The organism is Segatella hominis, from assembly GCF_019249725.2.
Lineage (GTDB): Bacteria > Bacteroidota > Bacteroidia > Bacteroidales > Bacteroidaceae > Prevotella.
Window position 1 is genome coordinate 796,427 of sequence record NZ_CP137559.1, and the last position, 13,484, is coordinate 809,910.

Sequence of the window (13,484 nt, forward strand, 5' to 3'; positions counted from 1 at the left end):
ATGAAAGCAATTAAGATATTGGTGATGTTTCTGATGCTGGGCGGTATGACAGCACAGGCTCAGATAGGTGAACATCGCAATGACTTCTCTATAGGTGTAAATGGTGGCTACTTGATGAGCAGCGTGGGCTTTACTCCCAGTATTCCTCAAAGCCAACATGGAGGACTGACCGGTGGTTTCTCTTTCAGATATGTTTGCGAGAAATATTTCAAGAGTATCTGCTCTGTCTATGGAGAGGTGAATTTCGCTCAGGCAGGATGGAAGGAGAAAATCCTGGATATCGAAAATGCTCCGGTCATCATTTCCAGTACGGGTGAGCCGATGGCATACGAGCGTACCATCAGTTATGTTCAGATTCCTATCTTTGCACATTTAGCATGGGGTAGAGAAACACGTGGACTGAATATCTTCGTTAATGCTGGTCCTCAGTTCGGTTACTATCTCAGTGAATCTACGAAGACCAACTTCGATCCGAAACGCCTGCCAGCTACAGACAATGACCGTGTAAACAGAATCATTGCACAGGATACGATGGCAGTGGAGAATAAGTTTGACTATGGTATAGCTTTAGGCATTGGAGCGGAATACAGTATCCCGAAAGTGGGGCATTTCTTAGCTGAGGCTCGTTATTACTATGGATTGGGCAATATCTATGGATCTTCCAAGAGGGATTTCTTCGCAAAAAGTAATTTCGGTCAGATTGTGTTCAAAGTATCATATCTTTTTGATATCGTAAAAACCAAGGATGTAAAGAGAAAATAATAAATATATAGATTAATGACAACTACAGAAAAATTTCAACAGAAATTGAGCGACTCTAAGTCTGCTCGCTGGACAGCCTTACTGATTGTGGCTATCACCATGATGTTTGGCTACTTTTTTACAGACGTAATGTCACCATTGGAGCCGCTTTTGACAGCAGCTAAAGAGGATGGCGGCTTAGGACTCGGATGGACATCAGATGAATATGGATTCTTTTCTGGTTCATATGGATTCTTTAATGTATTTCTTCTACTCCTGTTCTTCGGTGGTATCATCTTGGATAAGTTTGGTATCCGTTTTACGGGTGTGATTGCCACATTATTGATGTTTGCTGGTGCGTTGGTAAAATGGTATGCGGTTAGCAATCAGTTTACGGGTACTATCGCTGTGCCTTTCTTTGGTGAATATCAGACCCAAGTGGTACTTGCTTCTACTGGTTTTGCTATTTTCGGTGTAGGTAGTGAGATTTGTGGAGTTACCGTAACCAAGATACTTGCCAAGTGGTTTACTGGTCACGAAATGGCTTTGGCGATGGGTGTGCAGGTTGCTTTGGCCCGTCTGGGTACAGCTGCTGCCTTGAGTGCTTCTCTTCCATTTGCCAAGATGATGGGTAGCGTTTCTGCTTCTGTAGGCTTAGGTCTTGCCCTGCTTTGTGCCGGTATCATGGCTTATCTTGTTTATTGCGTGATGGATAAGAAGGAAGATGCATCTGTTGCTGCGGTTGAAACGGAACCGGAAGAGGGATTCAAGTTCTCTGATTTGGCAGGTTTGGTGAAGACTACAGGTTTCTGGTATGTTGCAGTACTCTGCCTCATGTTCTATGCAGGTGTGTTCCCATTCCTGAAGTTTGCTACCAAGTTGATGATTTTCAAGTATGGAGTAAGTGAAGATGTAGCTGGTTTTATTCCTGCTATGCTGCCTTACGGTACTATTATCCTGACTCCACTCTTCGGTAGTATATATGATAAGTATGGTAAGGGTGCAACCTTGATGCTTATCGGCAGTTGTCTCTTGACCTTGGTGCATATCGTATTTGCTTTGCCAATGGATTCGTACGTGGTGGCTATCATCATGATGCTTATCTTGGGTGTTGCTTTCGGATTGGTTCCGTCAGCCATGTGGCCATCCGTACCAAAGATTATTCCGATGAAATTCTTAGGCTCTGCTTACGCTCTTATCTTCTATATTCAGAATATCGGTTTGGCTCTTGTTCCAGTTTGGATTGGTAAGGTAAATCAGGCTAACACTGCGGCTAATGGTGTGATAGACTATACGGAGACGATGACCATCTTTGCTGGTTTCGGTGTAGTGGCTATCTTAATCTCCATTCTTCTTATGATGGAAGATAAGCGCAAGGGATATGGCTTGCAGGAGCCTAATATCAAGAAATAATATTTCTCTGATAAGGTCTGCTGATTTCTGATGCGTTTTATCAGAAATCATATTTGAATGATATTGAGTACTAAATAATTATAAACCCGGATGTTCTCTCATCCTATTGGTGGGATGAGGAACATCTATAAAAAGAAAGGACTAACCATGAACACGACACCTGAAGCTCTTATAAAAGAGTATGCTGACCCGATAGAGCAGCAAGAGATTGACAAGTTCGTCTGTGCAGAAATGGGAAGACAGATTCACCGATATATCAAAGGTATGTCGGGTACTAAAACTGCCATGCTCAAGTTTGAGGAACGATTGGCAAGTTTGACCTTGCCGGAGAAAGAAAAGGCGATAGCCAAGTATATCGACTTGAATAGAAAGGCATTGGATGGCCTTGATTTGAAGATGATACTGGTCCGCTCTGTAGCTAACTATTGTGATACATTCCAATATATGTTGGAATTTGTCAATGATAAGCGCAAGATGATTTTCTATTATCTTCGCCTCAAAGAGAAGTATATCCAGTATCATGAGGTATTTGAGCAGAATGGTAAGTTTGGTATGAAGAATCATACGGGTGAGATTATGCTTTCGCCTCAGTATGACTTCCTCCGTACTTGCTATATTTACAATGACGACTTGAGCCTGATGCCTGTAATAGCAGAAAAGAATGGCAAGATGGGGTTGGTTTATCCTGATGGTAATGATACCATTGTTGCAGACTTCCTCTATGATGAGATTTGTTTACGCGATGAATATCCTTATTTTGAAGCTGTCAAGGATGGTATGTCTGGACTGATAGATAAGGATGGAAATTTCATCCAGCATTAATTTACATCCAGCATTAAGGCAAGACTTGATGAAGTAAAAGGAACCCTTTTTAGTTAATAGAGAAATAAAAAAAGCTTGGCAAAATTTATTTGCCAAGCTTTTTTATTATCCTAAGTATTTCATGAGAATCTTAATCTTACCACTGTCGCGAAGCTTCAGAATACTTTTTTCGCGAATCTGACGTACACGTTCACGGGTGAGATTGAACTCGCTTCCGATTTCTTCCAAGCCTTTCTCATGGCATCCGATACCATAGCAATAGCAGAGAATATCACGCTCACGAGGTTTGAGAACAGCGTCAAGTACGCGCTTCAACTCACTGCTCATTGACTCGAAATCCACCTGCTTGTCTGTACGTGTGTCATCACCTGATGCCATCACGTCAACCATCGCATTGTCATCATCCTCGCCACCGAATGGAGCATCGATACTCATGTGGTGATTGTCAGCCTTGATAGTCTGGTCAATCTTAGTTTCCTCCATGTTGGTTATCTTACTCAATTCTGAAACGGATGGCTTGCGCTGATGCTCTTGCTCAAACTTACTAATCTCAGCCTGGATTTTACTCAAAGCACCTACCTGGTTGAGTGGCAGACGAACAATACGGCTCTGCTCTGCAATAGCCTGAAGGATGCTCTGGCGAATCCACCAAACTGCGTATGAGATAAACTTAAAACCGCGAGTCTCATCAAATTTCTCGGCAGCCTTTACAAGTCCGATATTTCCCTCATCAATCAAGTCGGTGAGCGAAAGGCCCTGATGCTGGTACTGTTTTGCTACAGAAACCACGAAGCGGAGGTTGGCTTTCACCAATTTATCTTTAGCACGCTCACCCTCGCGACCGCCTTTGCGGATCTTCTGTGCGAGTTCGATCTCCTCATCAATAGAGACCATAGGTTCACGACCAATCTCCACCAAGTACTTGTCAAGTGCTTCACTGGAACGGTTGGTTATACTCTTGCTAATCTTAAGTTGTCTCATAAATATTTATCTTTTTACCTGTATTTAATTGTCTATTAAATTATCTGTTTTATTATCGCTGAAACCGATATTACCTGTTTCGGGGTGCAAAATTACAAAAAAACTGCAACTTCTTTGTCATATAAACCGAAAAAGTTTGATTTTATTGTGTATCTTCTGGGATATTTTTATTTTTTATCTCGTTGATTATAAGTAAAAGAATTGGAAATATGCCTAAGTTATTACATGATTTTACAACAAAAGTGAGGTAAAATTGATGAAAATAGTGCATATTGTTTGTATATTCAAAGATTTTCCGTATCTTTGCAAACTGAAAAACAAGTGAAAAAATAAATAAATTATTATGTTTGAGAATCAACCTAAAGGTCTTTATGCTTTAGCATTGGCCAACACTGGTGAGCGTTTTGGTTATTATACCATGCTTGCCATCTTTACATTGTTCATGCAGGCTAAGTTTGGATGGACAGAGTCTCATGCAGGACAGGTGTATGCCATCTTCCTTGCTGTTGTTTATTTCGCACCATTATTTGGTGGTATGATAGCCGATAAGATAGGTTATGGAAAGTGTGTAACCATAGGCTTTGCTACCATGTTTTTGGGTTATTTAGGATTGGCAATTCCTACAGAGGCTAACGCTGCTGGTGAGTATGCCATGTATGCAGGTTTAGCTTGTGTGTCTTTGGGTACTGGCCTTTTTAAGGGTAATTTGCAGGTGCTTGTAGGTAATCTTTATGATGATCCGAAGTATGCTTCTAGACGTATTGATGCCTTTAGTTTGTTCTATATGGCCATTAATATCGGTGCTATGTTTGCCCCTTCTATGGCTAAGTGGATTACCAATGTTTATCTTGGTAAGTACGGTATGGTGTATGATGCTTCCAATTTAGATCCTAATTACTTGAAAGTTTTGTATGGTGCTTATGGCTTGTGTTTTGGTGTTGCATGTGTATCTTTGATTATTTCTGCAGTTATATACTTTGTTTGTCGCGCTTGGTTTAAGCATGCTGATGTAACAGCTAAGCAGGCTAAAGAGCAGAATGATGCTAATGTTGAGGTTCTTACTCCTAAACAGGAAAAAGATCGTGTAATCGCTTTGTTACTAGTTTTCGCTGTGGTTATCTTCTTCTGGATGGCTTTCCATCAGAATGGTTCTGCTTTGACTTTCTTTGCAAAAAAATATACTAATCTTACCATTTCCGGTGGTATGCGTGTATGGTTCAATATTTTCAGTCTTGCTCTGATTGCTCTTTCTGTTTATACAGGATTTGGTGCTTTCCAGTCTAAGAGTTCTAAGAACCGTATAATCTGTGGTATTTCTACTGTCGTTTTGTTATCCATTGCTGCTGCATTGTTCTTGAGTATGGATAATCCGACTATGGGTCAGCCTTCAGATTTCCAACAGTTCAATCCATTCTTCGTGGTATCGCTCACTCCGTTCAGCATGCTGTTCTTCGGTACTCTTACCAAGAAAGGTAAGGAGATTAGTGCTCCTACTCGCATAGCTTGGGGTATGTTGGTTGCTGCTCTTGGTTTCGGTGTCATTACTTTAGCTTCTACTGGTTTGATTTCACCTATGGATTTGGGAGATAATACCCAGAGTATTTTGTCTCCAGGTTGGTTGATTTCTACCTATTTTACTCTGACTCTGGCTGAGTTGTTGCTTTCTCCTATGGGCATTGCCTTTGTTTCTAAAGTTGCGCCTCCAAAGTATAAGGGTTTGATGATGGGTGGTTGGTTTGTTTCTACAGCAATAGGTAACTATTTGAGTTCTATCCCATCTATGTTGTGGAACAAGATTCCTTTGATGTATAACTGGGGCATCTTGATAGCTTTGTGCTTGGTAAGTGCTGTTGTTATGTTTGCACTTCTCAAGAAGTTGAAGCAAATGACTGCATAATTAATATATGAAAACTCTCTCTCTCAGTGAGAGAGTTTTATAACTGCATAATAAGAATAAACGCTGCAGAATTTTTTGTTAGAATTCTGCAGCGTTTATTCTTATTATAGTCTTACGGTTTTATTCAAAAGATAATTGTCGAGGATGACCATTGCTGCCATTGCTTCGACAACAGGTACTGCACGAGGCAGGACACATGGATCATGACGACCACGGGCTTTCAGTAGGGTAGGATTGCCCTCCAGATCTACTGTATGCTGTTCTGTCAAGATCGTAGCTACGGGCTTGAATGCTATGCGGAAATAGATGTCCTGACCATTGCTGATACCACCTTGGATGCCTCCACTATGGTTGGTTGTCGTAGTAACATCCTGTCCGTCAGTAGGAGTAATGGCCTGATGAGTAGTACCTTCCTTGGCAGGAATAAATACATCATTCTGTTCGCTGCCACGAGTAGTGACTCCTTCAAATCCTTCTCCATACTCAAATCCCTTGACGGCATTGATACCCAACATGGCTGCACCCAACTGCGCATGCAATTTATCGAATTCCGGTTCACCCAGACCAACAGGACAACCCTTGATAACACATGCAATAACTCCTCCAATGGTATCACCTTCTGATTTTACTTTGGCGATGAGATCTTCCATCTGTTTAGCTTTTTCCTGATCAGGGCAACGTACGATATTGTCTTCGATAGTTGTAAGATCATACTTCCGGTAGTCTCTGTTAAGGGCGATATTGCCAACTTGTGATGTGTATGCGGTGACGCTGATGCCGAGTTGACGCAGTGCCAATTTAGCAAGAGCTCCTCCTACACATCTGGCGATGGTGATACGGGCAGAAGAACGACCTCCGCCGCGATGGTCGCGGATGCCATATTTCTCATGATAAGTATAGTCTGCATGAGAAGGACGGAACAGACAACGCATGTTCTCGTAGTCCTGTGAATGCTGGTTGGTGTTCCTTACCTCGAATCCGATAGGTGTTCCTGTGGATTTACCCTCGAAAACGCCACTGAGAAACTCCACTTTGTCAGCTTCGTTTCTGGAAGTTGTAATATGACTTTGTCCTGGTCGGCGACGATTCAGTTCACTCTGAATGAAATCCATATCAATTTCGATGCCAGCAGGGAAGCCGTCAATTACACCGCCTACTGCTATACCATGGCTTTCGCCAAAAGTGGTAAGCGTGAAGAGATTGCCAAAAGTATTTCTCATAAAATTATGGGTTTATTGTCATGAAAAAAATGGGGCATGAAAGCCCCATCTTCATATTGTATGATTATTTATTGCAGTCACAACCGCCCTCGCAGTTGCCACCTTCGCAATTTCCATCCTTGCAGTCGCCACCGCAGTTCTCGCAGCTACCGCCGCAACCCTGCTGACCTTCACCGCTCAGGAGCTTAGCCATGTGTGCAACCTCTTCTGCAGTAGCCTCGCGGTTTTCCAAAACCTCACCACAGAAGTTGAGCTTCTTGCCTGACAATGGGTGGTTGAGGTCGATCTTAACCTTGTCCTCTGAGATAGCTAATACAAGACCTAAGAAACGGTTACCATCCTCGTTCTGGAGAGGAATTACTGCACCAACCTGTACATGCTGAGCATCAAACTGACCGTTGATAGTGAAGATTTGCTTGTCGAGTTCGATGACACGCTCGTCGAAATGCTCACCATATGCCTGGTCTGGTGTCAATTCGAAGTCAAACTCAGCACCTTTCTCGAGGTTGACTACCTGCTCCTCGAATGAAGGGAGAGTAGCACCCATACCACTTACGAAGATGAAAGGACGCTCATCAGCAGTCTTCTCAAGCAACTCTTCGTTACCATCGTCACCTTTTGTTGTGTCATAGAGTGAGTATGACAAAACGATAAATTTGTTTTTTGTTTCTTCCATTTTATTTATTTTTTATTTTATTATAGTCACTTTTTACCATTTATTTTTTTGCTAACAGTTTTGGATCTTTGATTTTTACTGTGGTTTCTTTATTGATAATTTAGAAGATTACCCCAGTATATGAAAAGTCCAAAAGGACAAAGAACCAAATGGTTTATTTCTTGGTTCTTTTTCTTTTCTGAACTCCTTTTACCATTTCCATGCGCTCCAGATAAATAGGGCGCCATTTGTCAATGATGTCTTGCAAGCTCTTGCTTTGTTGCGCGAGTTGTCCATATTCCTCAGAATCCAACAGATTTTCCTTCTTAAGTTCAAGCATGCGAGCTAAGAGATGTTTCTGGTGTTCTTCCGCAGCTTTGAGTTGGTTTCCTAACTTTTCCAGACTCTCTATGAAAGCAAGCGCTTTGTCTATATGATTTTGTTCTTCCATATATCTTATTCTACATGATTATATATATAGGTGTTTGCACATTGACTGCAAAGGTACAATAAAAAATCGACAATCGGCAAAGAATGTGAAAGAAATTATTCCACTTTGCTATATTTCCCCTTTATATTCTTGATTACATACTCTTCTCCTTGAATATTGAAACCGCGTTCCTACCATGACCATCAAGCGATTGTCTTGTCCTAGAAAAAGTTGACACAGTATAAATCAACTTAAAAATAACAAATATGGACAAAGACAAAATGGATTTAGCGTTGAGCATAGCTCGCAGTTATTATCAGTATCATGTACCAGTTAGAGAAATTATGGCAAAAATGTCAATTAGCAGTACTTCAGTTTACAGAATTCTTGGTAACTTTGCAACCAATAATCCACAAATCGTAGAAGAAATGAAGCAAAATGCAACACCAGAAAATCTCTCGCAGGAGAACATTGAATTGAAGAAACGCTTGGCAGCTATGGAGCAAGAACTCCATGAGGCAAAGATGGCAGCTGCCGCCTATAACAAGATGATTGATATTGCAGAGCGTCTTTATAAGATTCCTGTGCGAAAAAAATCTGGACCCAAACAGTAAAGGAACTTCGTGCAGAGGACAAAAACTATAGTGTTTCTGGCCTCTGTAAACTGTTTGGGTTTACTCGTCAAGCGTATTATCAGCACGAAGACAATATGCTTGCAGCCTTGGCAGAGGAATCGTTTGTAATAGAGTATGTTAAGTCTATTAGAAAGCAAGATCCAGGTATCGGCGGTCGTAAACTCTGGCTGATGTATTGCAAGGAGTTTGGAGAAGAGAACGCCATGGGACATTGCCGTTTCGAGGATATAATATCAAGGTACAAGTTGGGAGTGCGTTCTTCCAACCGAAAACCTCGTACAACGGACTCTCGTCATGGGTTACCCACATACCCCAACAAGATAAAAGAACTGATACCATCATCACCCAATGAAGTTTGGGTGAGCGACATTACATATCAGAAGATTTGGGATGATGCCGAACAAGGCACTTATCATTTCTGCTACATTTCTTTGATTACGGATTATTACACAAAAGAAATCATTGGCTATTCTGTCGGTGAGTCACTCTCCACCAGGTTCCCTTTGAAAGCCCTAAACATGGCCTTAATGCGCATGGAAAGTTATAAGGATATTATTACACCAATCCATCATTCCGATAGAGGTGTACAATATGCTAGTAACGAATACATCAAATTACTAAGGGAATACGGTATCATACCTAGCATGACAGAATGTGGCAATCCGAAGGATAATGCTGTAGCAGAGCGTGTCAATAACACGTTGAAGAACGAGTTATTCATGGGGCTTTCTTTTACTTCTTTACAGGAAGTAGAAGAGGCTTTAGAAAGGGCAGTACACTTTTACAATGAGTTACGCCCTCATGGAAGTATCGGGATGCTAACACCAAAGGAAGCTGCGAAACAAAAGGGAAGTTTAAAGAAAAATTGGACAAGTTATAGGGAAAAGTACATAAAATCCTTGTCAGTTCAGGAAAAATGATTAATTTTGCAGCAAAATTGTAAAAACCGCGATCCACCCCTAGGGGTGGGTCCTTTGTCTACTTCTATTAGGAACTAGAATGAAGTATGTAAATACTAACTAGGAATAAGATAGAAGATTGACAAGTAGAATTAGGAATAGAGAAAATAATTGTCAACTTACAATAGGAATAAGGAACTATGTAGTCAACTAAATATAGGAAACTACAGATCCCTCGGGGAACACGTGATGGGGAGCTGGTGAACAAGAGACGGGCAACCGTTGCTCACGCGATGGGCAACAAGTGCCCAAACCGATAGCTACAATCTGGGCAATATAAAAAGGCTTTATTTTATAAGATTCTGTATAGATATACTGTTTTCTTACATATTTAAATAAAAAGTAAAATAAAAGCTACGATATGTTAGAAAAAAGAGGATGGTTCTTTGATTTAAATCAAAAAAGAAAGGGTTTTGGCAACTTTTTTAATAAATTGTTTGCGGGCACAGTAGAAAGTTCGTATCTTTGCATCGTCAAAAAGAAAAAGACAAAAAGAATTAGGATAATGTAAAACGAGCTAATCCTTCGGGTAAGGAAATGCCAATCATTAACACAATTGGTAGGCTCACAAAGTAAAGAAAGGTAAAAAGATTATGAAAAAGTTAGTAGTTTTGGCAGTAGCATTGTTGAGTATGACAACTACTTTTGCAGCAGATGAGAACGCAAGTGCAACAGCAGCAACAGCTGCTTACAACATGAATATCAAGATGGGTCCTTTGGCTGATGCTTTGTCTCTTAACATTGATCAGGTTGAGGCTGTAGCAGATGTTCATAAGAACTTCACTGCAGAGATGATGAATGCTGCTATTGCTCCAGCTGAGGAGCGTGATGCAATGGTAGGTAAGGCTATTAATAAGGATTTGAAATACATGCATACTATTCTTTCTGAGAAGCAGTATCGCAAGTATTTGATGTTGCTCAATGCAACTCTCAAGAATCGTGGTCTCATCAAGTAATGATTCTTGAAACAAAAGAAGAAATTATTATAATAAGAGAGAGATAATTTTGAGAAACTGTGTGTCAGCTTTTTGGCACACAGTTTTTTTGTCTTCAAAATGATTGTTTCCAATCTAATTGTTTTCAAATTGATTATATTCAAACTTGATAGTTCTCAATAGAAAACAAAAAAGGGAATCCTCACGGACTCCCTCTTGCTTATTATACAAAAACATTATGAATTTTATTTAATTAGCGAACAAGATTCGATATTACTATTATCTAACTTAACTAATCCATCTAAAAGTTTCAAATCAGCTATAAGGTTCAATCATTCATCTGCATGAAACATTATCACTTATAGGTTAAGCCTCTGCTTTTAACGATTGCAAAGGTACGAAGTTTTTTCGATTGCTGCAATACCTAAAAATGGGGGTTTTATCCAAATACCTATTTATAATGATGGTTGGAAATTACTTTTTTCGTATCAGCGATGATCCTTGAATAGCTTGATAACCAGATAGTTGTATGATATAGATGCCCGTAGGCAATTCTGATATGTCACATAGATATTCCATTTCTCCTGATTGCATCTTTTCCACTTTCATTCTTATTCCAGATAAGTTATAGACAGAAACCCTAAAATCTTGAGTGGCTTTTTCTGTGAGATTGATGCATATCTTATTCCTGTCCATACCGATTTGAGCTTTTTGAGGTAGATAAGTACTGATATCTGATATTCCGTCCAGGTTCAAAGCAGCCAATAGTCCTCGGTAAACATCCAGTTTTCCATATCCCCAGAGGTTGTTTGGTATATCTTGTTCTTTGTCTAAAGGAATGCTCGTCTTCTTGATAATATCCAAAACATCCTGACTGTTTAGACTCGGATTGGCTTCTAACCATAGGGCAATTGCTCCGCCCACAACCGGAGAAGCCATAGAGGTACCACTATTGGAATGCCAAAAATAATTTCTTCCCTGATAGGTATAACTGGAAATGCGGGTGTCCCTGTCCCAGTTGTCGGGATGACATACTTCATAGAATGAGTTATAGGATGAAATGACCGTACTGCCCGGTGCAATTACATCTGGTTTGATTCGTTCATCGAAGGTTGGTCCTATTGACGAATAGGCTCCAAGTGCTCCGATGGACAGTGTTTCAGACTGCTTATATTTTCCCTCTATATCCGTATAGCCGGTATGGTTGATGGTGGCACCTACGCAGATCACACTCGGGTAAGATGAAGGGGAATTGATGCTATGCGACTTCTCGCAGTCAGCAAGTGACGGATCTACTGAGCTGATATACATATTGCCCGAACCATGATATACTTGAACATCTGCGTCTTTGCCCATTACCTGATAGGATATATGGTTGGTTAAACCCACATTTTTTTCGTCTAAGGCTTTCACCATCCAGTCATAGCATATTTCTTCTTTCTGATAACAGGAAGGGTATGCCCCCATCATCATGACATACCTTTTTCCAGCCACCTCTACTGTGTCAATCAGGGTAGAGTCGGCAGTAGCTAAAATATGCTCGGTATTCACATCAAAGATATGAGGACGCGTTCTTTCTTCATAAATGGTGGTGCGCAAAGTAAATGGCTGAGATGATTTGGCGATGTGATAGACGTATGGTTTGGCACTATTCACAAAACAGCCCGCACTTTCTTTTTCCAATGGCTTATGCATATAGTAATATTGTTGACCATTGTTGCCGGCTGAAGATACCAATACATGACCGGGAATGCGGGTCAGACTATCTAAAATCTCGCCATATAGCAAGTCTGTTCCATCAAAATCCTGTCCAGCTCCTTCGCTAAATGAGATGACGCATGGTTTACCTACCTGATCCGCATAATCGAAGATATACTTGAATCCTAAGGCATCCATGGCATAAGTAAATTTATAAGTTTGGGAAGAATCAATCAATGCAGCATTTTCGGATGTCGCATTTGCTACCAGACAAATATCGCTTTCGTATGCCATGCCGTGGTATTTGCCAGGAATATCTGAAGCCACTCCCTCACATCCGCTTCCTGCTGCTATTCCCAAGGTATGTGTGCCATGTGAATTATCATATCCATCTCTCGAACATCCTAATGCAAGCAGATGTTCTTTTCCGATATATTCGCGGCCTACAGGCAATGTACTCTGTAAGGTGTCTGAAGATATCTGATCCCAAAAAGCCTTGATGCGATAATCTGTCATCTGTGGGTTGTAGAAATTCGGATTTGTAAAGTCGAAACCGATATCCATAATGCCCATTACTACGCCTTTTCCTGTATAGACCTGTGGCAAATTCCTACCTTCATATACGGGTAAAGCATTGGTCTGAATGATGACAGAATCTAAAGTACATTTCGGGTTCATGTTGGCTTCGATGCGTTGTATCTCTGGTAATGATGATAGACGGGATACAGAGTTCAGCGGAATCGTAGCGATGTATATATTACCATATCTGGCCCAAACCTTGCCACCATGCTGGTGTAGCACTTTTTTTCCATCTCCCGACACTTTGATAAAAGCAGTAGTCATGGGAGAGGGGATGCCTGTTATTGTTTTCTTTGCTTTGACATCATGTATTTTGGCAAGATTGACGGTTTGTTTTTCTTTCTCGCGTTCCTCCAAAACATAGTGTCGGAGCATAGGAGAAAGTTTGGATAGACATGCTCTTTGGGCATAGGCTCCATGTCCGAAGAATATAGTCAAGGTCAAATATAGTAATAGCTTTTTCATACAAGTAAGATTGTGATTAAGAAGAAAAGGAATCCCCGTGAAAGAGGATTCCCT

At 40.7% G+C, this 13,484-nt stretch carries 12 protein-coding genes; 7 read left to right on the forward strand and 5 right to left on the reverse strand.

Annotated features, from left to right (window positions below):
* The 3 genes from KUA50_RS03140 to KUA50_RS03150 all read left to right on the forward strand — a co-directional run bounded on the left by KUA50_RS03140 (position 1) and on the right by KUA50_RS03150 (position 2,976).
* A complete protein-coding gene (locus KUA50_RS03140) occupies positions 1-762 on the forward strand; it encodes a porin family protein (RefSeq protein WP_022111692.1) in 762 nt (253 codons plus the stop codon).
* Positions 763-777: 15 nt separating this feature from the next.
* Entirely contained in the window at positions 778-2,154 is a 1,377-nt protein-coding gene (locus tag KUA50_RS03145) for an MFS transporter (protein WP_218458183.1), read from the forward strand.
* A 147-nt stretch (positions 2,155-2,301) separates the two neighbouring features.
* A complete protein-coding gene (locus KUA50_RS03150; RefSeq protein WP_218458184.1) occupies positions 2,302-2,976 on the forward strand; it encodes a hypothetical protein in 675 nt (224 codons plus the stop codon).
* Positions 2,977-3,081: 105 nt separating this feature from the next.
* Here the strand turns inward: KUA50_RS03150 and KUA50_RS03155 are convergent, their stop codons facing one another.
* Positions 3,082-3,957, reverse strand: coding sequence for an RNA polymerase sigma factor RpoD/SigA (locus tag KUA50_RS03155; protein WP_022111689.1), 876 nt, complete (start codon positions 3,955-3,957; stop codon positions 3,082-3,084).
* Positions 3,958-4,300: 343 nt separating this feature from the next.
* Between KUA50_RS03155 and KUA50_RS03160 the strand changes: the two genes are divergently transcribed.
* Positions 4,301-5,854 carry a peptide MFS transporter gene (locus tag KUA50_RS03160; RefSeq protein ID WP_218458185.1) on the forward strand — a complete coding sequence of 518 codons (1,554 nt, stop codon included), beginning with the start codon at positions 4,301-4,303 and terminating at the stop codon, positions 5,852-5,854.
* Positions 5,855-5,958: 104 nt separating this feature from the next.
* Here the strand turns inward: KUA50_RS03160 and aroC are convergent, their stop codons facing one another.
* From aroC to KUA50_RS03175, 3 genes are all read right to left on the reverse strand, one after another.
* Positions 5,959-7,074 (reverse strand): chorismate synthase, encoded by a 1,116-nt coding sequence (aroC, locus tag KUA50_RS03165; RefSeq protein WP_218458186.1) that lies wholly within the window; start codon positions 7,072-7,074, stop codon positions 5,959-5,961.
* 64 nt (positions 7,075-7,138) lie between these two features.
* Positions 7,139-7,750: an FKBP-type peptidyl-prolyl cis-trans isomerase gene (locus KUA50_RS03170; protein ID WP_022111686.1), complete on the reverse strand. Its 612-nt coding sequence runs from the start codon at positions 7,748-7,750 to the stop codon at positions 7,139-7,141.
* A gap of 154 nt (positions 7,751-7,904) precedes the next feature.
* Positions 7,905-8,180 (reverse strand): hypothetical protein, encoded by a 276-nt coding sequence (locus KUA50_RS03175; RefSeq protein ID WP_218458187.1) that lies wholly within the window; start codon positions 8,178-8,180, stop codon positions 7,905-7,907.
* A gap of 245 nt (positions 8,181-8,425) precedes the next feature.
* On the opposite strand from KUA50_RS03175, the gene KUA50_RS03180 reads away from it, so the two are divergent.
* From KUA50_RS03180 to KUA50_RS03190, 3 genes are all read left to right on the forward strand, one after another.
* Positions 8,426-8,773: a hypothetical protein gene (locus KUA50_RS03180; RefSeq protein WP_218458243.1), complete on the forward strand. Its 348-nt coding sequence runs from the start codon at positions 8,426-8,428 to the stop codon at positions 8,771-8,773.
* Positions 8,774-8,823: 50 nt separating this feature from the next.
* The gene (locus KUA50_RS03185) at positions 8,824-9,714 is read left to right on the forward strand and encodes an IS3 family transposase (protein ID WP_233524585.1); all 891 of its coding nucleotides are present in this window, start codon (positions 8,824-8,826) and stop codon (positions 9,712-9,714) included.
* Positions 9,715-10,346: 632 nt separating this feature from the next.
* Entirely contained in the window at positions 10,347-10,709 is a 363-nt protein-coding gene (locus KUA50_RS03190; RefSeq protein WP_022111683.1) for a hypothetical protein, read from the forward strand.
* 453 nt (positions 10,710-11,162) lie between these two features.
* Here the strand turns inward: KUA50_RS03190 and KUA50_RS03195 are convergent, their stop codons facing one another.
* On the reverse strand, positions 11,163-13,430 hold the full coding sequence (locus KUA50_RS03195; RefSeq protein ID WP_218458216.1) for a S8 family serine peptidase: 2,268 nt from the start codon (positions 13,428-13,430) through the stop codon (positions 11,163-11,165).
* Positions 13,431-13,484: the final 54 nt, after the last annotated feature.